General features: G+C 68.3%; 22 protein-coding genes. 10 read left to right on the forward strand and 12 right to left on the reverse strand.

Going from position 1 to position 23,785, the window contains the following annotated elements; all coding sequences use genetic code 11:
• Nucleotides 1–7 precede the first annotated feature (7 nt).
• From gspN to gspG, 8 genes are read right to left on the reverse strand one after another with little or no spacing between them, the layout of a single operon-like run.
• Nucleotides 8–796, reverse strand: coding sequence for a type II secretion system protein N (gene gspN, locus WS57_RS13285; RefSeq protein WP_059516049.1), 789 nt, complete (start codon nt 794–796; stop codon nt 8–10).
• A 31-nt stretch (nt 797–827) separates the two neighbouring features.
• Complete coding sequence (gspM, locus tag WS57_RS13290; protein WP_040129050.1) at nt 828–1,334, reverse strand: type II secretion system protein GspM; 507 nt, start codon at nt 1,332–1,334, stop codon at nt 828–830.
• The gene (gspL, locus tag WS57_RS13295) at nt 1,331–2,719 is read right to left on the reverse strand and encodes a type II secretion system protein GspL (RefSeq protein WP_059516051.1); all 1,389 of its coding nucleotides are present in this window, start codon (nt 2,717–2,719) and stop codon (nt 1,331–1,333) included. The genes gspM and gspL overlap by 4 nt, the downstream gene beginning before the upstream one ends.
• Before the next feature lie 24 nt (nt 2,720–2,743).
• A complete protein-coding gene (gspK, locus tag WS57_RS13300) occupies nt 2,744–3,880 on the reverse strand; it encodes a type II secretion system minor pseudopilin GspK (RefSeq protein WP_069245416.1) in 1,137 nt (378 codons plus the stop codon).
• A gap of 2 nt (nt 3,881–3,882) precedes the next feature.
• Nucleotides 3,883–4,590, reverse strand: a complete 708-nt coding sequence (locus tag WS57_RS13305) for a PulJ/GspJ family protein (RefSeq protein WP_155755092.1) — start codon at nt 4,588–4,590, stop codon at nt 3,883–3,885.
• The gene (gspI, locus tag WS57_RS13310) at nt 4,568–4,990 is read right to left on the reverse strand and encodes a type II secretion system minor pseudopilin GspI (protein WP_059478287.1); all 423 of its coding nucleotides are present in this window, start codon (nt 4,988–4,990) and stop codon (nt 4,568–4,570) included. The genes WS57_RS13305 and gspI overlap by 23 nt, the downstream gene beginning before the upstream one ends.
• A gap of 2 nt (nt 4,991–4,992) precedes the next feature.
• Complete coding sequence (locus tag WS57_RS13315) at nt 4,993–5,625, reverse strand: GspH/FimT family pseudopilin (RefSeq protein WP_420481038.1); 633 nt, start codon at nt 5,623–5,625, stop codon at nt 4,993–4,995.
• A gap of 39 nt (nt 5,626–5,664) precedes the next feature.
• The gene (gene gspG / locus WS57_RS13320; protein ID WP_009693222.1) at nt 5,665–6,117 is read right to left on the reverse strand and encodes a type II secretion system major pseudopilin GspG; all 453 of its coding nucleotides are present in this window, start codon (nt 6,115–6,117) and stop codon (nt 5,665–5,667) included.
• A 177-nt stretch (nt 6,118–6,294) separates the two neighbouring features.
• On the opposite strand from gspG, the gene WS57_RS13325 reads away from it, so the two are divergent.
• Nucleotides 6,295–6,705, forward strand: a complete 411-nt coding sequence (locus WS57_RS13325; RefSeq protein WP_009693223.1) for a type II secretion system protein N — start codon at nt 6,295–6,297, stop codon at nt 6,703–6,705.
• A 28-nt stretch (nt 6,706–6,733) separates the two neighbouring features.
• On the opposite strand, the gene gspF is transcribed toward WS57_RS13325, so the two are convergent.
• The 3 genes from gspF to gspD are packed head-to-tail and all read right to left on the reverse strand — an operon-like array spanning nt 6,734 to nt 11,761.
• The gene (gene gspF / locus WS57_RS13330) at nt 6,734–7,951 is read right to left on the reverse strand and encodes a type II secretion system inner membrane protein GspF (RefSeq protein ID WP_059478227.1); all 1,218 of its coding nucleotides are present in this window, start codon (nt 7,949–7,951) and stop codon (nt 6,734–6,736) included.
• A gap of 4 nt (nt 7,952–7,955) precedes the next feature.
• Nucleotides 7,956–9,452, reverse strand: coding sequence for a type II secretion system ATPase GspE (gene gspE, locus WS57_RS13335; protein ID WP_059605065.1), 1,497 nt, complete (start codon nt 9,450–9,452; stop codon nt 7,956–7,958).
• Nucleotides 9,449–11,761, reverse strand: coding sequence for a type II secretion system secretin GspD (gspD, locus tag WS57_RS13340; RefSeq protein ID WP_040128641.1), 2,313 nt, complete (start codon nt 11,759–11,761; stop codon nt 9,449–9,451). The genes gspE and gspD overlap by 4 nt, the downstream gene beginning before the upstream one ends.
• A 358-nt stretch (nt 11,762–12,119) precedes the next feature.
• Here gspD and WS57_RS13345 point away from each other — a divergent pair, with 358 nt between their 5' ends.
• Together WS57_RS13345 and WS57_RS13350 are read left to right on the forward strand one after the other, a co-directional pair.
• Nucleotides 12,120–12,566, forward strand: a complete 447-nt coding sequence (locus WS57_RS13345) for a lytic transglycosylase domain-containing protein (protein ID WP_009693229.1) — start codon at nt 12,120–12,122, stop codon at nt 12,564–12,566.
• A gap of 148 nt (nt 12,567–12,714) precedes the next feature.
• A complete protein-coding gene (locus WS57_RS13350; protein WP_069244400.1) occupies nt 12,715–14,025 on the forward strand; it encodes a GTP-binding protein in 1,311 nt (436 codons plus the stop codon).
• Nucleotides 14,026–14,142: 117 nt separating this feature from the next.
• Here the strand turns inward: WS57_RS13350 and WS57_RS13355 are convergent, their stop codons facing one another.
• On the reverse strand, nt 14,143–14,421 hold the full coding sequence (locus WS57_RS13355; protein ID WP_006401505.1) for an HU family DNA-binding protein: 279 nt from the start codon (nt 14,419–14,421) through the stop codon (nt 14,143–14,145).
• Nucleotides 14,422–14,811: 390 nt separating this feature from the next.
• Between WS57_RS13355 and mnmC the strand changes: the two genes are divergently transcribed.
• The 7 genes from mnmC (at nt 14,812) to WS57_RS13390 (ending at nt 23,772) form a co-directional block, all read left to right on the forward strand.
• On the forward strand, nt 14,812–16,782 hold the full coding sequence (mnmC, locus tag WS57_RS13360; RefSeq protein WP_069244401.1) for a bifunctional tRNA (5-methylaminomethyl-2-thiouridine)(34)-methyltransferase MnmD/FAD-dependent 5-carboxymethylaminomethyl-2-thiouridine(34) oxidoreductase MnmC: 1,971 nt from the start codon (nt 14,812–14,814) through the stop codon (nt 16,780–16,782).
• Nucleotides 16,783–17,460: 678 nt separating this feature from the next.
• The gene (locus WS57_RS13365) at nt 17,461–18,675 is read left to right on the forward strand and encodes a cation:proton antiporter (RefSeq protein WP_009691777.1); all 1,215 of its coding nucleotides are present in this window, start codon (nt 17,461–17,463) and stop codon (nt 18,673–18,675) included.
• A gap of 14 nt (nt 18,676–18,689) precedes the next feature.
• Complete coding sequence (locus WS57_RS13370) at nt 18,690–19,805, forward strand: YbdK family carboxylate-amine ligase (protein WP_009691778.1); 1,116 nt, start codon at nt 18,690–18,692, stop codon at nt 19,803–19,805.
• A 505-nt stretch (nt 19,806–20,310) separates the two neighbouring features.
• Nucleotides 20,311–20,949 (forward strand): MarR family winged helix-turn-helix transcriptional regulator, encoded by a 639-nt coding sequence (locus tag WS57_RS13375; RefSeq protein ID WP_009691779.1) that lies wholly within the window; start codon nt 20,311–20,313, stop codon nt 20,947–20,949.
• 28 nt (nt 20,950–20,977) lie between these two features.
• Nucleotides 20,978–21,688, forward strand: coding sequence for a glutamine amidotransferase (locus tag WS57_RS13380; protein ID WP_069244402.1), 711 nt, complete (start codon nt 20,978–20,980; stop codon nt 21,686–21,688).
• A 226-nt stretch (nt 21,689–21,914) separates the two neighbouring features.
• Nucleotides 21,915–23,027: an NADH:flavin oxidoreductase/NADH oxidase gene (locus tag WS57_RS13385; protein ID WP_040128647.1), complete on the forward strand. Its 1,113-nt coding sequence runs from the start codon at nt 21,915–21,917 to the stop codon at nt 23,025–23,027.
• A gap of 232 nt (nt 23,028–23,259) precedes the next feature.
• Nucleotides 23,260–23,772: an SET domain-containing protein gene (locus WS57_RS13390; protein WP_040128648.1), complete on the forward strand. Its 513-nt coding sequence runs from the start codon at nt 23,260–23,262 to the stop codon at nt 23,770–23,772.
• The last annotated feature ends 13 nt before the right edge of the window (nt 23,773–23,785 follow it).

Below are 23,785 nucleotides of genomic sequence, written 5' to 3' on the forward strand. Positions count from 1 at the left end.
GTGCGCGTCAGCGCATCGCGTCGCCGTAGATCAGCGACACCTGGCCGTTGCCGATCGGGTGGCCGAGCAGGTTCAGCAGGCCCGCGAGGTTGGCCTGCTGCTCGGGCGCCGCATGCGCGGTGCCGCGAAACCCGCCGCTGCCGGGCCCGAAGCTGCCGTGCCCGTCGAGGAACAGCGGGCCCTGCGTCGTCGTCAGGTCGAGATCGGCGCCCGTGCCCTTCGCCTGCAGCACCGCGCGGTACGAGCCGAGCGGCTTCACGCGCGACACACGCGAACTCATCCCGTCGATCGTCACCGTCAGCTGGCCGAACGCATTGCTGCCGATCAGTCGCCAGTCGGTCCAGCCGAGCCGCACGTCGCCCTGCAGGTCCAGCGTATTGAACGGCGTGCCGAGCCCTGCGAGCAGCGACGCGGGCACGGCCATCGCGCCCGCCGACAGCACGGCGCCGCGCCACGTCGCATCGAGCGTGACGGGCTCCGGCATCGCTTCGGTCTGGCGCATGCGCATCTGCACGCGCCCGGTCAGCAGCGGCCAGAAGCGCGTGGTCCACTCGACGCGGCCGGGCAGCAGCGTCGCCGCGCTCTGGTCGGCGCCCGGCGCGAGCATCAGCGTGCCCGAACCGTGCCACAGCGAGCCGGCCGGATCGGCAAGATTCACGTGGCCGCCGGTCGCGCGCGCGAACTGCGGCGCGATCCACGCGGCCGGCGCGAGCGCGACCAGCGTGACCACGGTCGCGAGGCCGCCCGTCGCGACCCACGGCAATGCGGCGGCGAGCCGCCTGATCCACGGCCTCATCGAGCGCCCGCCGCTTGCGTCATCCGTATCCTCATTTCTGCGTCGAGGGCTGCATCACGGCCGTCAGGTCGACCTGGCCGTCCTCCTTCAGCGCCGTCGCGTGCGCCTCGCCGACCTGCACCTTGAACTGCCGGCGCGCATCGTCGAGCCATTGCGTCCACGCCGGGAACGACACGTTCTTCATCTGGATCTGCACGCCGTTGCCGACGATCTGCACCTGCGCGCCCTGCAGCCCGTGGTCGGACAGCGACGCGGTCAGCGCGTCCTTCAGCGCGAGGCCGGTCGGCGCGACGCCCTGCGCGGCGGCGGCGAGCGACTTCGCCTCGTTGGCCTGCGCGGTCATCTGCGCGAGCTCGCGGCGCATCGTCGGCAGCTCGCGCTGGATGCGCGCGCGGCCTTCCTGCGCGGGCGACCACAGCACCGAATACGCGATCGCGACGGCCAGCACGGCGCCGCCCCAGCCGAGCAGCGTCTTTTCGCGCGGCGTGCGCTCGCCCCAGAACTGGGCCAGCGTCTCGTTCAGTTGTGCGGTGTTCATGAGCGGCTCCGGATCGTCCATTTGCCCGTGTTGCTGTCGACTTCGCCGGACAGCCCGTTGCGCGCAAGGCGCTGCGGGAAGTCGGGATCGACCTTGACCTCGGGCTTGAAGCCGACGTCGAGCCGCCGGTCGTGATAGTCGAGCGACGCGATCCCGTTCTGCGGCAGCGCGCCCAGCGAACGCGACAGCCCGCTCGCGAGCGCGAGGAAATCGTTCGGCGACAGTTCGCCGGCCGCGAGCCGCAGCTGGTCGAGCTGGCGCTGCATTTGCGCGGGCGGATCGAGCACCGTGGTCGTCTTCGGGAACGCGGACAGCAGCGTCTCGGTGATCTGTGCCGACAGCGCGTCGCGTTCGCGCGACAGCTTCCACCAGTGCAGGTTCATCCCGATCACCGCGACGCCGAGCGTCGCCGCCACGAGCGCGATCGGCACGCGCAGGCGCTTCAGCGTCGCGCGATCGAAGCGCCACGGCTGCGATTCGAATTCGAACTGGCACAGATCGAAGCGCTCGGCGAGCGCGCGGTGCGCGAACGCATCGAACGACAGCGGCATCGCGCCCGGCAGCAGCGGGCCGCCGTCGGTGCGGCCGACCGAGGCGAGGCGCGGCTCCGCCCCCGGTTCGCCGAGTTCGTACAGCTCGACGGCGCCGCCGCCGGCCAGCGCGGCCAGCGTGCCGGTCGCGCGCGAGGCGGGCGCCGCGAAGCCTTCGCCGAGCGCGCCGCGCGCGATCGCCAGCTCGAGGCGCGGCGCGCCGGTCGCGACGGGCTGCGCGCCGGCCTCGACCAGCACCGGCTCGACCGACGTCGCGACGCCGAGCACCGCGGCCACCGCAGCCGGGCGCGCATCGGGCGCGGCCGCCGCGTCGGCGTCGAGCTCGGGCGCGTCGCCGCCGGCCAGGGCGTCGGGCAAATCGGCCGCATCGGCCGCCGGCCGGGCTGACGCGAGCGGCGCAGGCAGGCAGCGCGTCGCCGGCACCGCGCGCAGATGCCGGTGGCCGGCCGCGACGAACGCGTCGCAGATCGCGCGGAACCACGCGCGATCGACGACGGCCAGCACGCGACGTCCGTCCGGCAGCGGCGCAGGATCGAGTGCGATATGGCAGCCGAGCGGATCCTGGATCAGCTGGTCCTCGACGATGTTGGGCAGCGCCTGGCGCAGCTTCGGCCCCTTGAGCGGCGGCACGGTCGCGGCCAGCAGCAACACGTCGCGCGCGGCGACGATCAGCACCGTCGCGGCCGCGCGCGGCAGCAGCGCGAGCGCGGCGCGGCCCGCGCGCTGCACGTGGCCGGCCTTGTCGACGAGCGTGAACGGCAGCTCGGGCCACTGCCATTCCTGCAACGGCACGGCGGGCTCGCGCGGCGGCAATGAAACAATCAACGTGCTCAAGAGCTCCTCTCCCGAATGGCGTCGTTATAGCTGATCGCGGATGCGCACGACCCGCGTCGAGTGCGTGGTCGGATCACGATACACGAGCGAGGTGCGATCGACCTCCGCGCGGTCGTGCTGGATCCGGCCATGCACGATGAAATAGCTCGAATTGACGTCGACCTGGCTCGAGTCGATCGTCACGTTCGGTGCGCCGGCGCCGCGCAGCGCCAGCTGCACGTCGCCGACGTTGCGGAAAAACACCGTCTCGCGGCGCGACACCAGCGCCTGCGCGGACGACACGCTCATCCCCGGCATCAGCGCCGCGATCACCTCGGCGGGCGCAGTGTTCATGTTCACGGGCGTCGTGGTCGGCAGCACGGTGACGAACGGGCGCAGCCGCTCGACCATCTCGGGCGTCACGCCGTCGACGTCGAGCAGGCTGTCGACGCCCGTCATCATCAGCGGCGCGGGCCCGCGTTCGCCGCCGGCCAGGCCGGGATCGTCGGTGAAGTCGCTGCCGCCCTGCATGTCGCCGCCGGCCGGCGCGGTCGGCGCGATGCCGCCGCCGGGCAGCGTCGGCAGCTGGAAGCGCGTCGCCGAATGCATCAGGCCCGCGCGCACCTGCAGCGCGATCCGCTTCGCGAACGCGCCGTCGTAGCCGAGCGTCGTCAGCAGGCGCTGGAACGCCTGCAACTGCGCGACGTTGAGCTGCAGCACGCCGGGCGCCGGCGACGCGACGAGGTTGCGCAGGTTGAACTTCGCCTGCGCATCCTCGATCGAGCCGGAGATATAGGTGTCCTCGCCGCCGTCGGCATTGGGCGCGCCGATCCGGCCGAGGAAATCCGACAGCTTCGTCTTCGCGATCGGCACGGCCCAGATCCCGCCGAGATACGTGATGCCGGGTGCCGTATCGCCTTCGGAACGCAGGATCATCCGGGTCCAGTCGAGTGCGCCGCGCGCCACCCACTGCGCCTGCGCGAGCATGCGCTGGTTCTCGATGCGGCGCACCTGCACCTGCTGGCGCCACAGCATCCCCGAGACGAGGATCGCCGACAGCGCGACCACCAGCAGCGCGGTGATGATCGCCGCGCCGCGCTGCGCGCGCCGTGCGCGGCTACGCGCCGGACGCGAGGCGGCTGCACGGCCGGCCTGGATCGAACGGTGAGGGCGGGCGCGCATCGTCATTCCCCGACGAGAAACACGCGCGTGACCGGCACGCGCAGCGACGTCGCGCCGATGCTGACCTGCAGCCCCGTCACCGCGCGCGGCGGCGGCGCATTGCCGAGCTGCGGCACCTTCAGCGCATCGTTGTTCTGCGCGAGCGTGTCGTTGGCCGCCTGCACGCTGGTGGTCCAGCCCACGCGCGGCACGTACAGCTTCGCGTCGATCGCGCCGACGCCGCCCATCAGCGCGACCGCGCTCCAGCCGTCGACGCTGCTGTCCTTCAACAGGCTGCGCAGCCGGTTCGCGTCGTCGAGCGGCGGCGACGCATAGCGCACCACGCGCCCGCCGGCGATCCGGTAGCGGACCACCTGCAGCCGCGGCGCGGCGCCCGGCACGTCGAACTCGCGGACGATCTGCAGCGTATTGCCGGCGACGCCGATCGCGGGCTGGCCCGCTTCGTCGTCGGTTGCCGCGAGGCGCGCGTCGATGCGCATCTGGTCGAACATCTGCGCGAAGATGCGCTCGTCCTCCATCGCGGACGCCACCTTGTCGCGGCCGCGCATGATCTGGTCGAGCCCGCGCCACGCGAGGATCGCGACCACCGCGAGGATCGCGATCGCGATCATCAGCTCGATCAGCGTGAAGCCGCGCGCGCGGCGACGCGGGTGGGCAGGGCGGACGGCCGGGCGCGGCATCGGTGCGTCAGAGCGAACGGCTGGTTTCATTCGCGACCACCGTCACCATCTGCGCGAGCACGCCGGAGCGGCCCGGCATGCTCACCGATATCTCGACGCGCCGGAACACCGGGTTCGGCGTCGCGCTCACGCGCTGCGAGCACACGAGCTGCACGTTGCCTTGCGAGCAGTCGAAACTCTGGTCCCCGACGGCCGGCCACGCATGCGCGAGCCGCAGCTGCGCGAGCGCGTTGTCGGCGCTCCAGCCGGCCAGCAGCCGGCGATGCAGGTCGGACGCGCCGGTCGCCATCGTGCCGACCGCGCGAATCGACGCGGCGAGCGCGATCGCGATGATCGCGAGCGCGACCAGCACCTCGATCATCGTGAAGCCGCGCGCGCGCCGACCGCGGGCGGGCGCTGAAACAGGGGAACAGGGCATCCGACGACGCATCGTCACTGCACCTCGTAGCGGCCGTTGCCGGTGCCGACGATCGTCGCACTGCCGGCGGCCGAATGCAGCGTCACGCGCACCGGCGTGTCGATGCTCTCGGTGCCGAACACGACGCGGCTCGCGCGCGTGTCGGAACCGGGGTAGTCGATATCGGCGCCCGTCACGCCGGCATCCCAGTTGCGCGGGCGCAGCAGGTCGTCGCGCAGCGTACGCCAGCCGTCGGGCGAGCTCACGTCGAACTGGAAGCCGTGCGCGGTCGGCTGCCACGCGATCGGGCGCGCGCGCACCTGCGCCTCGTCGCCGGCGGTCTCGAACAGCAGCGCGAGCCGCTGCGCTTCCTCGCGCAGGTCGGTGCGCGGATTGCGCGTCAGCGACAGCGACGCGAGCGACACCAGCAGGCCCGCGATCACCAGCACGACGAGCATTTCGAGCAGCGTGAAGCCGCGGGCTGCGCGACGGCGATGCGTCGCCCGCTGCCCGCCGAAGGCAGCGTGCGCGGCGGACGGCCTGACCGTCTCCGCGGCCCCGCGGCGAGATTCCGGCTCGCTCGCCCCACACGCCAGGACGGACGGCGCCGCCGCGCGGCGCATGCCGCCGTCGCAGCCGGAGCGGTGGGTCGTACGAAGGGCGGGCATGAAGCGCAGGGACGAAAGATCGGAGCGGTCAGCGACGGCTTATTGCCACGAGCCGATGTCGGTATCGTTGCCTTCGCCGCCTTCCTTGCCGTCGGCGCCGTAGCTGAACACGTCGATCTCGCCGTGCACGCCCGGGTTCAGGTATTTGTACGCGTTGCCCCACGGATCGTTCGGCAGGCGCTCGAGATAACCGCCGTCCTTCCAGTTGTTCGGAATCGGATCGGTGGACGGCTTCTGGATCAGCGCGTTCAGGCCCTGCTCCTGGGTCGGATAGCGGCCGTTGTCGAGACGGTACAGCTTCAGCGCCTGCATGATCGTGCCGATGTCCTGCTTGGCGGCGATGCGGCGTGCCTCGTCCGGGCGGCTCATGATCTTCGGCACGATCAGCGCGGCGAGGATCCCGAGGATCGCGACCACCACCATGATCTCGATCAGCGTGAAACCGCGCTGACGGCGGGCGGCTCCATTGCGGCGAGTGATCCACGTTTGCATGACTGACTACCTCTTTCCAAAAAATGTCGTCGATTGAATGACGCGCCCGTGACATCCGGACAAATGCCTGACGGCAAGCTTCCGTTATCCCGGAACGCGGAGCACGCATTGTAAGGCGCGCACCGCCGAGGGCTTTCACTCAACGCAAATTTCACATACATCCGTACAATAGCGCGCATGAACGCGCTCTCGATCCGGATCCTTTCCCTCGCACTCTTCGCTGCGTTGTGCGCGACGGCCACCTACTGGGTCGTCACGCTGTCGGCCCGCGAAGCGCCGCTGCCCGCCGCCGCCGCGCGGCCGCCGATCCGCACCGAGGACGCCGCGGCGCTGTTCGGCGGACAGCTCGAACGCAATCCCGTGCAGGACATCCACCTGTTCGGCATCCTCGCGCTGCAGCACGGCGCCGCGGCGATCGTCGGCGTCGGCGGCGAACCGCCGCGCGCGGTGTCGCTCGGCACGGAGCTCACGCCCGGCGCGAAACTCGCCGAAGTGCGCGCCCGCTCGATCGTCATCGACCGCAACGGCGCCCGCGCCGAAATCCAGCTTCCCGCCAATACGCCGTCGCCGGCGATCTACATGCGCTGAAGCCCGGCGGTGACGGCCGCAGCCGCCGTCACTGCACCATGTTGTTCAGCTCGATGATCGGCAGCATCACCGCCAGCACGATCACCAGCACGATGCCCCCCATCGCCAGGATCAGCAGCGGCTCGAGCAGGCTCGTCAGGAACATCGTCCGGCGTTCCAGCTCGCGCGCCTCGCCGTCGGCCGCGCGGTCGAGCATCGTCGTCACGTCGCCGGTCGCCTCGCCCGAACGGATCAGGTGCACCAGCACCGGCGGAAACGTCTTCACGTTGTTCAGCGCGCGCGACAGCGCGGAGCCTTCGCGCACGCGTACGATCGCATCGTCGATGTTCGCGCGCATCGCGCGGTTGCTGAGCGTCTCGCCGGCCGCCTGCAGCGCGCGCAGGATCGGCACGCCGGCGGCCGTCAGGATGCCGAGCGTGCTCGCGAAGCGCACCGTGTTGTAGCCGCGCACCAGCTTGCCCGCGAGCGGTGCGGTCAGCAGCCAGCGGTCGAACGCGAGGCGCGGGCCGTCGCGCGACAGCGTCGCCTTCACGAGCCATACGACCAGCGCGACCGCGATCAGGATCGCCCACCACCAGTGCCGCACGAATTCCGACAGCGCCATCATCACGATCGTCAGGATCGGCAACTGCTGCTTCGTGCTCGCGAACACGTTGACGACCTGCGGCACCACGTAGCTCAGCAGGAAGGTGACGATGCCGAACGCGATCAGCGTGACGATCGCGGGGTAGGTGAACGCGAGCAGGATCTTCTGCTTCAGCGCGTTGCGCTGCTCGATGTAGTCGGCGAGCCGCGACAGCACGATGCCGAGCTTGCCCGTATGCTCGCCGGCCGACACCAGCGCGCGATAGATCTCGGGGAAATCGCGCGGATGCTGGCTCAGCGCATTCGCGAGCGAATGGCCGCCGAGCACCTCGGCGCGGATCGCGGCCATCAGTTCGCGGATGTAGTCGCGCTCGGACTGCTCGGTCAGCACGCCGAGCGCTTCGTCGAGCGGCAGCCCGGCGATCAGCAGGCTCGCGAGCTGGCGCGTGAGGATCGCCTGCTCGCGCTGCGACAGCTTGCGGCCCAGCGCGAGCCGTTGCGAACGCGCGCCGCGGGTCGCGCTCGCGGCCGGCTCGACCGCCAGCGGCGTCAGCCCTTGCGTGCGCAGCTGGCCGCGCGCGGCGCGGGCGCTGTCGGCGTCGATCACGCCTTTCTGCGCGCGTCCCGCCGAATCGATCGCTTCGAAACGGAATGCCGGCATCGCGCTATGCGCCTCCCGTCACGCGCAGCACTTCCTCGAGCGACGTCGCGCCGGCCGCGAGCCAGCGCTCGGCGTCGTCGCGCAGCGTGCGCATCCCTTCCGCGCGGCCCGCGGCGAGAATCTCCGCGTCGGCCGCGTTGCGGTGGATCAGCGAGCGGATCGCGTCGTCGATCACGAGCAGTTCGTAGACGCCGCGCCGGCCCGCATAGCCCGAGTGCCCGCACTTGTCGCAGCCGACCGGATGCCACACGGTGCGGCCTTCTTCCTGCCGTTCTTCCTTGCAGACCGGACACAGCTGGCGCACCAGACGCTGCGCGAGCACGCCGAGCAGCGACGACGCGAGCAGATACGGTTCGACGCCCATGTCGGTCAATCGCGTGACGGCCGACGCCGCATCGTTGGTGTGCAGCGTCGCGAGCACCAGGTGGCCCGTCAGCGACGCCTGCACCGCGATCTGCGCGGTTTCGAGGTCGCGGATTTCGCCGATCATGATCACGTCCGGATCCTGACGCAGGATCGAGCGCAGCGCGCGCGCGAAGGTCATCCCGATCCGCTCGTTCACCTGCGTCTGGCCGATGCCCGCCAGGTCGTATTCGATCGGGTCCTCGACGGTCATGATGTTGGTCGTCGCGGTTTCGAGGCGCGACATCGACGCGTACAGCGTCGTCGTCTTGCCGGAGCCGGTCGGCCCGGTGACGAGCACGATGCCGTGCGGACGCGAGATCAGCCTGTCGAACTGCGCGAGCGTGTCGCGGCCCATCCCGAGCGCTTCGAGGTTCAGCCGCTGCGCGTCCTTTTCCAGCAGACGCAGCACCGCGCGCTCACCGTGCCCGGTCGGCAGCGTCGACACGCGCACGTCGACCGGCCGGCCGCCGACGCGCAGCGTGATGCGCCCGTCCTGCGGCAGGCGTTTCTCCGCGATGTCGAGCTGCGCCATGATCTTGATCCGCGAGATCAGCGCGCCGTGCAGCGCCTTCTTCGGCCGCACGACGTCGCGCAGCGTGCCGTCGACGCGAAAGCGCACGACCGACGCGTTCTCGAACGGCTCGATATGGATGTCCGACGCCTGTTCGCGCGCGGCCTGCGTGAGCAGCGCGTTGATCATGCGGATGATCGGCGCGTCGTCTTCCGATTCGAGCAGGTCCTCGACTTCGGGGATGTCCTGCATCAGCCGCGACAGGTCGACTTCGCCCTCGACTTCGCCGACGATCTGCGCAGCGCTGCCGTCCTGGCGCGCGTACGCGTGGTTGATCGCCTGCGCGAGCTCGTCGGCCGGCACGCGCTGCACGGCGATCGAGCCGAAGTTGCGTGCGATCTCGGCCAGCGCCGCGTCGTTCGTGCGTTCGCTGATCCACACCTCGAGCGTGTCGTCGAGCTGGTGCGCGATCAGCACCTGGCCGTTCTTCGCGAAACCGTACGGCAGCAGGCGCGCGGCGAGCGGCGACGGCGGCTGCCGTTCACCGGGCGCGCCGTCGGGGGCGGAGGACAGCAGGTCGCTCACTGCGACGCTCCCGGCGCGGTCAGCGGCTGCTGCGGCACCGTCTGCGGCGGCACGCCCTGCGATTGCGCGGGCGCCTGTTCGGGTGCGGCCGGCGGCGCCACCTGGCGCTGCATCTGCTGGCGACGCATCTTGTCGAGATCGAACAGGTTGCCCGCGGCCGTGCCGCCCTGGCTCGGGCCGAGCGGCATCGGCGGCACGACCGGGTCGTCCTTGTCGCGGATCACGTTGTTGTCCGACTTGTATGCGCCCGTCACGCCCTGGATGTAGTCGTAGCGGTTCGCGGTGACGGCCTGCGCGGTATCGCGGTCGCTGATGATCACCGGGCGCAGGAACACCATCAGGTTGGTCTTCTTGCGCTGCTTGCTTTCCGAGCGGAACAGCTGGCCGATCCACGGGATGTCGCCGAGCAGCGGCACCTTGCTGTTCGACACGTTGTACGCGTCCTGCATCAGGCCGCCGAGCACGATCACTTCGCCGTTGTCCGCGAGAATCGTCGACTGGATCGAACGCTTCGTGAACGACGGGCCCGTCTGCGCGTTCGTCGTCGCGGTATCCACCGCGGAATCCTCGGTATAGAGCTGCAGCTTCAGGATCCCGCCTTCGGTGATCTGCGGCTTCACGTGCAGCGTCAGGCCGACGTCGCGGCGATCGTAGGTGTTGAATGCGTTGCTCGTGGTGCCGCTCGTCAGGTTCGAATACGAACCGGTCGGAATCGGCACGTTCTCGCCGACGACGATCTTCGCTTCCTCGTTGTCGAGCGTGATCAGGTTCGGCGTCGACAGCACGTTCGCGTCGCTCACGCCCGCGAAGTATTGCAGCAGCGCGCCGAGGCCCTGCACGCCGAACATGTTGTGCAGCCAGCCGATGTTGAGGCCCTGGTTCAGGTTCGACAGGTTGGCCGGCAGGCCGACCCCCGTCAGCGTGCCGGTGCTGGAATTCACCGTGCCCGCCGTCAGGTTGATGATGCTGTTGCCGGCCACGCTGCCCGCGGTCGCCGCGAGGTTCGTGCCGGCCAGCAGCGCGCCGCTCGCGACCTGCCACTGGATGCCGAGCTGGCCGGCCGTCGTCGAGTTCAGTTCGACGATCAGCGCCTCGATATAGACCTGCGCACGACGCTTGTCGAGCTGGTCGATCACCGCGCGCAGGTTCCGGTAGACGGGATCGGACGCGGTGATGATCAGCGAGTTGGTCGCTGCATCGGCCTGGATCATCCCGCCGGGCTGGTTGTCGTCGTTCTTGTCCTTGTCGCCGCCGAGCAGGCCGGCGTTCCCGAGGCCGCCGCTCGACGACGTGCCGCCGTACGACGACGAGGACGACGAAGAACCGCCGAGGCCGCCCGACGGCAGCGGCGGGGTGCCGGCCGTGCCGGTCGAGAAGTTGCCGCTCGACGACGAGCCGTTCTGGTTGAAGCTGTTCGCGTCGTTCGACGACGCCGACGAGCCGCTGTCGTTGCCGCCCTTGCCGAGCATCCCGCGCAGCGTTTTCGCGAGCTTCACCGCGTCGGCGTTGCGCAGCGGCACGACGTGCATGTTGCCGGGCACCGCGCTCGGCGCGTCGAGCTGCTGCACGAGCCGTTTCGCGGCCGCGAGCCGCGCGCCGTTCGACGCGCGCAGCAGCAGCGAGTTGGTGCGCGGGTCGGCCGTGACCGACACCTTCAGCGTCGCGTCGCTGTTGCCGATCGCGCCCGGGTCGAGCATCTTCTGCAGCTGCGCGGCGAGGTCGATCGCGTTCGCGTTGCGCAGCGGAACCACTTGCACCTGCGCGCCCGCGGCGCTGTCGACGCCCGCGATGATCTGCGCGATGCGGCGCACGTTGTCCGCGTAGTCGGTCACGACGATCGTGTTGTTCGCCGGGTAGGCCGTCACCGTGTTGTTCGGCGAGATCAGCGGCCGCAGCACGGGCAGCAGGTTGTTCGCCGATTCGTTGTGCAGTTCGAACACCTGCGTGATGACCTGGTCGCCGCGCGCCTGCGGCGCATTGCCGACATAGGTCGGCACGCCCTGCAGCTTCGCGTCGGCTTCCGGTACGACCTTCAGCACACCGTGATCCTGCACCAGCGCAAAGCCCTGCATGCGCAGCGCCGACTGCAGCGTCTTCAGCGCCTGGTCTTCCGGCACCGCGCGTTCGGCGACGAGATTGAGCTGCCCCTTCACGCGCGGGTCGACGATGATGGTCTTGCCGGTGGCGGCGCCGATCGCTTTCGCGACCTGGTCGATATCCGCATTGACGAAGTTGAGCGTGACCTGAGCGTAGGCGGCCTGCGAGACGACGATGCCGGCGACGATCAGCGTCGTGGCGACGCGCCGCATAACGAAGCGATTTCTTGTCATGGATGAATGGGGCGATGCCGGCTCAGGCCGCTTCCGGCGGTAGTGCTGGGATCCAAATCCGAAAAAGGCGACATTAGCAGCTTTTCATGTCCGAAATATCACATTGATCCGAGGACTGTCTCACATACGACAGGCATGCGGCGATCCGTATGCGACATGTAAGGCGCGCCAGGCGGGCGCCGCGCCGGCACGGCAATGCGGTATACCCGCAGCCGCCTTCCGGTTTGTCGCAATGTCACGGACTGCCGGTATGATACGGGCGGCGCGTTTCTCGTCGCACGAATAACGGGCACGGGTTTTCCCGAACCCGCGCCTTTTCCCCTCCGGTTTTCGCACCATGAACAGACGGTTCGCTTCGATCGTGTGGATCGCCGCCGGCGCGTGGTTCGCCAGCGCGAGCGCGCACGCCGATTGTTTCGACGAAGCCGCGAAATACCAGAAGGTCAATCCGTTGATCCTGCGTGCGATCGCATGGCAGGAGTCGCGCAACCGGCCCACCGCGCTGAACAAGAATACGAACGGCTCGGTCGACTACGGCCTCATGCAGATCAATTCGATCCACCTGCCGACGCTGTCGCGCTACGGAATCGACCGCGATACGCTGATGGAGCCGTGCAAGAACGTCTATATTGCAGCGTGGCACCTGCGCCAGAAGATGAACCGGTACGGCAACACGTGGCAGGCCGTCGGCGCCTACCATTCGGAAACGCCGTCGCTGCGCGACAAATACGCGCGGCAGATCGCCGACATCCTGTCGCAGTGGAAGCTGCTGCCGCCGCAGTAACCGCGCGGCGCGACGCCGGCCGGCCGGCGCGGGTTTGATGCACAATGCGGGCTCACGCTGCGGTTTCGCCCGCGCGCGGCCTCGCGCCGATCGCGCCCCGGAACGACGCCGCGGCCGCTTTTCCACTTTTCAGTTGGTGCAAATCGCTATGAATCCGGCAATGAACCAGCCGTTGCCCGTCACCGTGCTGTCCGGCTTCCTCGGCGCCGGCAAGACCACGCTGCTCAACCACATCCTCGCGAATCGCGCGGGCCTGAAGGTCGCGGTGATCGTCAACGATCTCGCGGCGGTCAACATCGACGCGTCGATCGTGCGCGACGCGCAGGCGCTGTCGCATGTCGAGGAGCGTCTCGTCGAGATGTCGAACGGCTGCATCTGCTGCACGCTGCGCGACGACCTGCTCGTCGAGATCCGCCAGCTCGCGGCCGAGGGCCGCTTCGATGCAATCCTGATCGAATCGACCGGTATCGCGGAGCCGATGCCGATCGCCGAGACTTTCACGTTCGTCGACGACGACGGCACGTCGCTCGGCGAAACCGCGCGGCTCGACACGCTCGTCACCGTGGTCGACGCGTTCAACTTCCTGCGCGACTACGGCTCCGACGACGCGCTCGCGACGCGCGGCATCGCCGCGTCGGAGGAGGACGACCGCACGCTCGTCGAGCTGCTGATCGAGCAGATCGAATTCTGCGACGTGCTGGTGATCAACAAGGCCGACCTCGTCGGCGCGGACGAACTCGCGCGCCTGCAGCGCATCCTCGCGCGGCTCAACCCGCGCGCGCACCAGGTCGTGTCGACCTTCGGCAACGTGCCGCTCGGCGAAGTGCTGAACACCGGCCGCTTCGATTTCGACGAGGCGGCGAATGCGCCGGGCTGGCTCGCGTCGCTCGAGCAGGGCCACGATCACGATCGCGCGCCGGGCGACGCGCATCATCACGCTCACGTGCACGGCGAAGCCGACGAATTCGGCATCGGCAATTTCGTTTACCGTGCGCGCCGGCCGTTCCATCCGGCCCGGCTGTGGGCGCTGCTGCATCAGGAATGGCCCGGTGTGCTGCGCAGCAAGGGCTTCTTCTGGCTCGCGACGCGCAACGACATCGCGGGCTCGCTGTCGCAGGCGGGCGGCGTATGCCGGCACGGCCCGGCAGGCCTCTGGTGGGCGGCGCAGGATCGCGCGGAATGGCCGGACGACGACGAGCTGCTCGCGGAAATTCGCGCGGAATGGCAAGGCGACCTCGACGACCGGTCGGTCGGCGATCGCCGGCAGGAACTGGTGCTGATCGGCATCGGGCTCGACACCGACGCGTGGCGCGCGAAGCTCGACGCGTGCCTGCTGACCGATGCGGAATTCGCGCTCGGCGCGACCGGATGGGCCGCGTTCGACGATCCGTTCCCCGCGTGGGACGTCGACGGGCACGACGACGAAGACCCGGGCGACGCGCAGATCGTGCACGTGTAACGGCTCGTAAAACAACCGTTAAATCTTGCAAGAGGGTGTCGAACTGTGGCGAAACTGTCGCGAGCACCCAACAAAAAACCCGCCGAACGGCGGGTTTTTCTTTGAACAGGCGCGGGATTAACGCTTGTTGACGGCGTCCTTGAACGCCTTGCCAGCCGTGAACTTGACCGTCTTGGCTGCCGGGATCTTGATGGTTTCGCCCGTCTTCGGGTTACGGCCCGTACGTGCTGCGCGCTTGCCCGAACCGAAGCTGCCGAAGCCGATCAGCTGAACCGCATCACCCTTCGACACGGCCTTCTTGATGACTTCGAGCAGCGTGTCCAGCGTTTCGCCGGTTTGAGCCTTGCTGGCGCCCGTTTGGGCGGCGACGGCGTCGATCAGTTCCTGTTTGTTCATTAAGGTTCCTTTATCAGGTTAGGTTGACACGAACAGCGCGAACGCGCCGATTATACGTGCGCGAACCGTGCCGTCGAGAGTCGGACTCCGACGACACAGCGCCGAATCCTGGCCCGCGCGACGCGCCCTCCGGCTTCGCCGGTGGCCACCCCGCGGTACGGCGTTGCTATGATAGCGCAGCGCAAACCCAATAACGACAAGGGTTTCAAAGATTTTCATCGGTATTTCGCCGAATCAATCGTCGATTGCCCGTTTTTTGACCTGCGCCAACCGGACAGGATACGCAGCCCGCACCGCCCGTGCGCCGCGCCGTTGGTTTTTGCCAACGGCCGGCGCGGGAGGCCCCGCGCAATCCCTTGCCAGGCTTGGCTGCCACGTTTTTTGTTTCGCATGCCAGACCGACTTGTTCCCGCCACGCTCGCGTTTCGCGACGACGGCACCCTCGTGTCGCCCGCGTACGGCGACATCTATCACAGCGCCGCCGGCGCGCTCGCACAGGCCAGGCACGTGTTCATCGCCGGCAACGGGCTGCCGGCGCGCTGGCAGCAGCGCCGCACGTTCACGATCGTGGAGACCGGCTTCGGCACCGGCTGCAACTTCCTCGCGACGTGGGCCGCGTGGCGCGACGATCCCGCGCGCTGCGAGCGGCTGCATTTCGTGTCGGTCGAAAAGCATCCGTTCTCGCGCGAGGACCTGCGCCGCGCCGCTTCCCATATCGTTGCGGACACAACCATATCGGCGAGTGCCACGGCGCTCGCGGATGCCTGGCCGACGCTCGTGCCGGGCGTGCACCGGCTCGAGTTCGACGCAGGGCGCGTGGTGCTCACGCTCGCGTTCGGCGATGCGCTCGAGCTGTTGCCGAAGCTCGTCGCGCGCGCGGACGCGTTCTATCTCGACGGCTTCGCGCCGTCGAAGAATGCCGATCTGTGGTCGGTCGAGGTGTTTCGCGCGCTCGCGCGCCTTGCCGGCGATGGCGCGAGTTTCGCCACCTATTCGAGCTCGGGCGTCGTCAAGCAGGCACTCGATGACGCGGGCTTCGCGTATCGCAAGGTCGAGGGCTTCGCGGGCAAGCGCGCGATGCTCGTCGGCGAATACGCGCCGCGCTGGCGAATGCGCCGGCACGAACCGCCGCGCGCGCTGCCGGTCGCCGCGCGCCGCGCGATCGTGATCGGCGCCGGCCTGGCCGGCTGCGCGGTGGTCGAACGGCTCGCCGCGCGCGGCTGGAACATCACGCTGATCGAGCGGCACGAACGGATCGCGAGCGAAGCGTCGGGCAATCCGGCCGGCGTGTTCCACCCGCTGATGACGCGCGACGACAACGTCGCGAGCCGGCTCACGCGCAGCGGCTTCCTGCATGCGCTCGCGCGCTGGCGCGCGCTCGAGCAGGCCGGTCACGCATTCGCGCGCAGCACGCACGGGATGGTGCATCTCGCGGAATCGGCCGACGACTTCACACGGATGCGCGACGCGTTCGAAGCGCTCGGCGCGCCATCCGACTATGCGACGCTGCTCGACGAAGGCGCCGCACGCGCGTATCTGCAACTGCCGGTCGCGCACGGCGGGCTGCTGTTTCCGCAGGGCGGCGCCGTATGGCCGGCCGCGCTTTCCGATGCGCAATGCGCGGCGGCCGGCGAACGCGTGCAGCTGCTGACGCGCACCGAAGTCGCGCGGCTCGAGCGCCGCGACGACATGTGGCACGCGCTCGACGCCGCGGGAAACACGCTCGCACATGCGCCCGTCGTCGTGCTCGCGAACGCGGGCGACGCGGTGCGTCTCGCGGGCCTGCGGCATGTCGCGCTGCAGCCGGTGCGCGGCCAGCTCACGCTGTTGCCGCCGGGCAGTGCGGCGCCGCTGCCGTGCCCCGCGATCGGCGACGGCTACGCGGTACCGCTCGACGACGGCTCGCTGCTGATCGGCGCGACGTTCGAACCCGACGACACCGATCCCGCGCTGCGCGCGGCCGGCCACGCGGAAAACCTCGACCGCGTGCGCCGCCTGCTGCCGGGCCTGCTTCGCGAGGTGCCGCAATCCGACGCGCTGCGCGGCCGCGTCGCGTTCCGCTGGGTCGCCGGCGATCGGCTGCCGCTGATCGGCCCGCTCGCCGACGAAGCGCAGGCGGTTGAAAACGCGCGCGCGCTGAGCGGCGCCAAGGCGCGCGACCTGCCGCGCATGACGGGGCTCTACGGCGCATTCGGTTACGGGTCGCGCGGCCTCGTATGGGCCGCGCTCGGCGCCGAGCTGATCGCGTCGCAACTCGAAGGCGAACCGTGGCCGCTCGAACGCGAGCTCGCCGATGCCGTCGATCCGGCACGTTTTTTGATCCGCGCGCTGCGCGCCCGCCAGGTGAACGCGGCCGACTGAACACCGGCACCGATCCGTCCTCACAGTTTTTCGCTTTTCCCGCGCCAAGTTATCCACTCGACACTGTGGATAACCGCGCGGAAACCTTGCGCACTTCGTGTGCAATCACAGTGGACGTAAACGGGGTAACTCGGCACAGCGCCGAAGCGGCCCGAAAGTTGCTCAACTCCGACTACTGTGCACAAACAGCCTGTGCAACGGGTTATGGTTTTGGCAACACCTTGATCTTTCAGCGTAAACGGAAGTTATCCACAGAACTGTGCGCACCTTGTTAACTTCTACTACGTATGTATACGGATAATCCTTTTAAACCAAAGACCTGTGCGAGGCACAGGCCATCGACTCGATTCAATCGGTTCCGGAACGAAAAAGCTGTGGCACAATCGGTTTCCTTCGCGTTCGTCCGGCCAGGCGCCGGACATGCTTCAACGGAACGGTCCGCGCGTTTTCGAATCTGAATCTTTCGAGACAGCGCAGTCCGTTCACACACCAGGCCGACAATCCAGATCGGCCGATCTGAGTGGCATATCCGCCGATGGGCGGAACAGGCGGATCCCATGTCCCGCCGTCGTCAACCACAACAATCACATTCGGGGCGATACCCAGCCGGCGCGCATCTCATTCCTGACGCTTGACCCCGCGTCGCTGGCGGTTGCTTCCAAAGGAGAAGTCACCACGATGAAGTCGGCGTTCTCATTCCTGCCCAACTGGCCGCTCGCGCCGGATGCCGTGTTCTGGGCCGGGCTCGCGTTGTTCGCGGCCGGCCTGTGTGGCGAGCTGTGCTATCGCGCGTGGCGGCTGCCGCGCATCACCGGCTACGCGGTGATCGGCCTGATCGCCGGTTCGTTCGGCTTCGGCGTGATCGACGCGAGCACCGACGAAACCTCGCGGCTGCTGATCGACGTCGCGCTCGGCCTGCTGCTGTTCGAACTCGGCAGCCGCCTCGACCTGCGCTGGATTCGCCGCAATCCCTGGCTGATCGCATCGAGCCTCGCGGAAGCGACGCTGACCTTCGTGCTCGTGCTGTTCGCGATGCTCGCGCTCGGCGTGTCGGGAATGGTCGCGCTCGTGCTGGCGGCGATCGCGATCGCGACGTCGCCGTCGATGGTGATCCAGCTCAAGACCGAGCTGCGCGCGGAAGGGCAGGTGTCGCAGCGGCTGATCACGCTGACCGCGCTGAACAGCGTGTACGCGGTCGTGCTGACCAAGCTCGTGACGAGCTGGCTGCACCAGGAAGCGTACGGCAACGTGTTCGCGACGATCCTGCAGCCGGTCTACCTGCTCGTCGGGTCGTTCATCGTCGCGTACCTCGTCGCGCGTTCGTGCAACTACCTGTTCCGCCACATGACCTCGACGATGCGAGACGAGCATTCGTTCGTCGCGCTGTTCGGGCTCGTGATGCTCGCGATCGCGGTCGCGCAGGCGCTGAAGCTGTCGACGCTGCTCACGCTGCTGCTCGCCGGCATCATCGTGAAGAACCTCGAAGCGCGTCCGCAGCTGTGGCCCGAGCATTTCGGCACGGCCGGCTGGCTGCTGACGGTGATCCTGTTCGTGCTGACGCTCACGTCGTTCACGTGGGGCGACATCGCGATCGGCGGCTTGCTCGCGATCGCGCTGATCGTCACGCGGGTCGTCGCGAAGCTCGCCGGCGTGGTCGCGTTCGCGAAGCCGAGCGGCATCGGGATGAAGCAGGGCGTCGCGCTCGGCATCGCGCTCACGCCGATGTCCGCGCTGTCCTATCTGCTCGTCGACGACACCTACCAGCTCTATCCGAATTTCGATCCGCACCTGCGCGCGATCGTGATGTGCACGATCGTGATCCTGCAGCTCGTCGGCCCGTTCCTCGTCTACCGATGCCTGTCGGCGGTCGGTGAACGCAGCGACAGCAACTGATTCCGGAACCTGCCATGGCACTCGAAACCTTCGTCAATTCCGAGCCGTTCACGTTCGGCGTCGAACTGGAAATCCAGGTCGTCAACACGCACAACTACGACCTGACCAAGGCCGCATCCGACCTGATGCGGCTGATCCAGGGCGAGAAATTCCCCGGCAACATCACGCCGGAAATCACCGAGAGCATGATCGAGCTGTCGACCGGCATCTGCCATTCGCACGAGCAGGCGCTCGGCGAACTGCATGCGATCCGCGACGTGCTCGTGAAGGCGGCCGACCAGCTCAACGTCGGGCTGGCCGGCGGCGGCACGCACGCGTTCCAGCAATGGAGCGACCGGCAGATCTACGACGCGCCGCGCTTCCAGTACCTGTCCGAGCTGTACGGCTATCTCGCGAAACAGTTCACCGTGTTCGGCCAGCACGTGCACATCGGCTGTCCCGATCCGGACAGCGCGCTGTTCCTGCTGCACTCGATGTCGCGCTTCATCCCGCACTTCATCGCGCTGTCCGCGTCGTCGCCGTTCGTGCAGAACGTCGACACCGGCTTCCATTCGGCGCGGCTCAATTCGGTCTTCGCGTTTCCGCTGTCGGGCCGCGCGCCGTTCGCGCTGACCTGGAGCGGCTTCGAGGAATACTTCATGAAGATGGTCAACACGGGCGTGGTCAACTCGATGAAGGACTTCTACTGGGACATCCGTCCGAAGCCCGGCTACGGGACGATCGAGGTGCGCGTGATGGATACGCCGCTGTCGGTCGACCGCGCGGCCGCGATTGCCTGCTACATCCAGACGCTCGCGCGCTATCTGCTCACCGACCGGCCGCTGAAGCTGTCCGAGGACGACTACCTGGTCTACACGTTCAACCGTTTCGAAGCGTGCCGCTTCGGGCTCGAGGGCACCTGCGTGAATCCTCAGACGGGCGAGCGCCGCACGATCGCCGAGGACATCCTCGACACGCTCGACCGGATCGCGCCGCACGCGGCCGCGCTCGGTTCGCGCGCGGCGCTCGACGAGATCGGCGCGCTCGCGAAGGCGCGCGTGAACGACGCGTCGTGGCTGCGAACCGTTTTCAAGCAGGAGAAATCGCTGAACGAGACGGTTCGACAACAGTGCCTGCGTTGGCGCGAGTGAAAAAATGTTTTGCAGATTACGGGCTCGACCGCCTCGCGATTCGCTGGATGCCGGTCGGGACCGATTCCGTCCGAAACCGTTGCCAGTCCTTCCGAAATTCTGTGGATAACCCGATATTCCGCTGAAAAGTCAACGGTCTGCGGACAGGATAACCCGGTGGATGGCCGCGCGTCGCACGGTGGCCGATTCGAACAGGAAAATGCCGGTGCGCGCTGTCCCGCAAGCGTGCGATATTGGCCGCACAACGAAAAATTCAGGTTATCCAGTGATTTTCCACAGCATGAAGGGGATAACTTAGCTGTGCGATTTTCCGCTCTCGCTTAGAATGTCGGCTTTGCGGACACCGGGAACGATGCGTGTCTTACCGGTCGCCGCGAACGCGACCGCCGCGTGTGCCTCGCGACGGGCGTGTCGGACGGGTTCGAAAGAGCCCTTCCGGTTTGAGATATTCGATCTCCACACTACGGCCGCTCGGCAAACCGGGCGGCGGCAAAGCGAAAAGACTATGAGCGAAGGCGTTTACGGGAATCAGGCTGCAGGTCGTGTGACCCACAGCTTGCTGCGATTGAGTACGGCCATGCGAAGCCAGGCATGGGATTGGGCGGAAGGCGCGGGCCTGACGCCGACGCAGGGCGAAATCCTCGTGCTGCTGCTGCAGCGCAAGGGCCCGATGCGGCTCGGCGAGATCGCGCGCGAGACGCAGCTCACCGCAGCGACCACGAGCGATGCGGTCAGCACGCTCGAGACGAAGGGGCTCGTCGAGAAGCGTCGTGCGCTCGACGACGGTCGCGCGCTCGCCGTGCGCCTGTCGGCGCGCGGTCGTACCGCGGCGAAGAAGGCGCTGCAATGGCCGGAATTCCTGACCAAATCGGTCGGCAAGCTCGGCGCGGACGAGCAGAGCGCGCTCTATCGCACGCTGCTGAAGACGCTGCGCGAGCTGCAGGTGGCCGGCGTGACGCCGCCGCAGCGCATGTGCCTGACGTGCACGCACTTCCAGCCGGCCAAGCCGTCGAAGAAGGCGGCGCACCACTGCGCGGCGCTTGCGCTGACGCTCGCCGACAGCGATCTGCGTCTCGACTGTTCGGTGCACGAAGAGGCCGACGTGGCGACGCAGAAGAAGACCTGGAAGATTTTCGCCGGCTGACGTCCGTCGATCGACCGGGAGGCCGGTGATGAACGCTGAAGTCGTGGCGATCCGCCACGTGCATTTCGAGGACCTCGGCAGCTTCGAGCAGGTGCTCGGCGAACGGGGCCGGCGAGTGCGCTACGTCGACGTCGGGTCGTCGCGGGTCGAGGTGCTCGACGTGCTCCAGCCTTCGCTGCTCGTCGTGCTCGGCGGCCCGATCAGCGTGGTCGACGATGCGCAGTATCCGACGATCGCGCCGCTCGCGGCGCTCGTGAAGCAGCGCATCGACGCCGGACTGCCGATCCTCGGCATCTGCCTCGGCGCGCAGTTCATCGCCCGCGCGCTCGGCGCGCGCGTCTATCCGGCCGCGCAGAAGGAACTCGGCTGGGCGCCGCTGGCGCTCACCGACGCGGGCCGCGCGTCGCCGCTGCGCCATCTCGACGGTGCGGCGACGTCGATGCTGCACTGGCATGGCGACACGTTCGACCTGCCGGGCGGTGCGATCCATCTCGCAGCGACGCCGGCCTGTCGCCACCAGGCGTTCGCGTGGGGTCAGCATGTGCTGGCGCTGCAATGCCATCCGGAGATCCTCGCGGATCATTTCGAACCCTGGCTGATCGGGAATGCCGGCGAGATCGCGTCGACGCCCGGCATCGACGCGTGCCGGCTGCGCGCCGATACCGCACAGTACGGCCCGGCGCTGGAAGCGGCGGCGCGAACGATGTTCGGCGAATGGCTCGATAGCGTCGGGCTCTGACGCGCGCGGCGGTCGATGCCGCAAGGTGTATCCCTTCGTGCACCGGGTGCCGGTGCGCGCGGTCGCGCGGTGCACGCGTCATGCGCGAAGCCGGTCCTGCTTCGCATTTTCCGCGCATTCCCCCCGCATTCCTGACCACCCGCTTACTGCCGGCCCCGCCTCCTGCAGGCTTCCGGCCCGCGTGCTACGCTCGTCCGCTCTTGTCCTTTTCTCGCGAGCGGCCTCCATGACTGCGCTGTTTTCACCGTTCACGCTGCGCGGCGTGACCCTTCCGAACCGGATCGTGATTTCCCCGATGTGCCAGTACTCCGCCGAGCGCGGCGAGGCGACCGACTGGCACATGATTCATCTCGGCCATCTTGCGCTGTCGGGCGCGGGCCTGCTGTGCATCGAGGCGACCGCGGTCGAGCCCGACGGGCGCATCACGGCCGGCGACCTCGGCCTGTGGGACGACGTGACCGAGGCCGCGCTGAAGCCGGTGCTGGCCGCGATCCGCAAGCATGCGCCGATCCCCGTCGCGATGCAGCTGTCGCACGCGGGGCGCAAGGCGTCGAGCGCGGTGCCGTGGCAGGGCGGCCAGCTCGTCTCCGTCGCCGACGGCGGCTGGCTGCCGCATGCGCCGTCGGCCGTGCCGCACAAGGATGGCGAAACGCCGCCGCTCGCGCTCGATACGGCCGGGCTGAACCGGATCCGCGACGCATTCGCGGCGGCCGCGAAACGCGCGGCGCGGCTCGGCATCGATGCGGTCGAGGTGCATGCGGCGCACGGCTACCTGCTGCACCAGTTCCTGTCGCCGCTCGCGAACCAGCGCACCGACGCGTATGGCGGCTCGCGCGAGAACCGCATGCGCTTTCCGCTGGAGATCTTCGAGACCGTGCGCGCGGCGTTTCCCGACGATCGGCCGGTCGGCGTGCGGGTCTCCGCGACCGACTGGGTCGAAGGCGGCTGGGAGCTCGACGATACGATCGCGTTCGCGCACGAGCTGAAGCGGCGCGGCTGCGACTGGATCGACGTGTCGTCCGGCGGCGTGTCGCCGCTGCAGAAGATTCCGCTGTCGCCCGGCTATCAAGTGCCGTTCGCGCAGGCCGTGAAGCGCGCGGTCGACATGCCGACGATCGCGGTCGGCCTGATCAACGAGCCCGCGCATGCGAACCGGCTTGTCGAGGCCGGCGATGCCGATTTCGTCGCGATGGCGCGCGCGATGCTGTACGACCCGCGCTGGCCCTGGCACGCGGCCGCCGAACTCGGTGCGCAGGTGACGGCGCCGCCGCAGTACTGGCGTTCGCAGCCGCGCGAGCACAAGACGCTGTTCGGCGACATCGCGTTCGGCCAGCGCTGAGCATCATCGCGTCCGGTCGCGTGCGCGGATCGCACGCGATAGTGCGCGCGATGTTGAACGAAGCAATCGCGAACGTGTAGGATGCGGGTGATTCGCCGCATGCCCGACGCGGCACCGACCGGTGCCGCGTTTTCATTTCCGGTCTGCCCGATTCGGGCGGCCGTGCATGCGCGATGCGGGGCCGTGATCGCGGCCGCCTTCCATTCAAGTCGTCTTCACAAGGATTCGTTCGATGAGTTCACGCAGGATCGCGGTGCGCCGCTCGGGAGTACACGGAAGAGGCGTGTTCGCCGTGTCGCCGATCAAGGCCGGCGAGCGCGTAGTGGAATACAAGGGCGAACGAATTTCGTGGAAGGAAGCGTTGCGCCGCCATCCGCACGACCCGAACGAGCCGAACCATACGTTCTACTTCGCGCTGGAAGAGGGCGGCGTGATCGACGGCAAGGTCGACGGCAACAGCGCGCGCTGGATCAACCACTCGTGCGCGCCGAACTGCGAGGCGGAAGAGATCGAAGGCCGCGTGTACATCCACGCGCTGCGCGACATCGCGCCGGAAGAGGAACTGTTCTACGACTACGGCCTCGTGATCGACGCGAAGCTGACCAAGAAGCTCAAGCGCGAATACGCGTGCCACTGTGGTGCGCAAGCGTGCCGCGGCACGCTGCTTGCGACGTCCGACGACGGCGAGAAGAAGAAAAAGAAGAAGTCCGAGTCGAAGGCGAAGGACAAGAAAAAGAAGAAGTAAGCGCGGGCGCGGC

The organism is Burkholderia pseudomultivorans (assembly GCF_001718415.1).
Classification (GTDB): Bacteria; Pseudomonadota; Gammaproteobacteria; order Burkholderiales; family Burkholderiaceae; genus Burkholderia; species Burkholderia pseudomultivorans_A.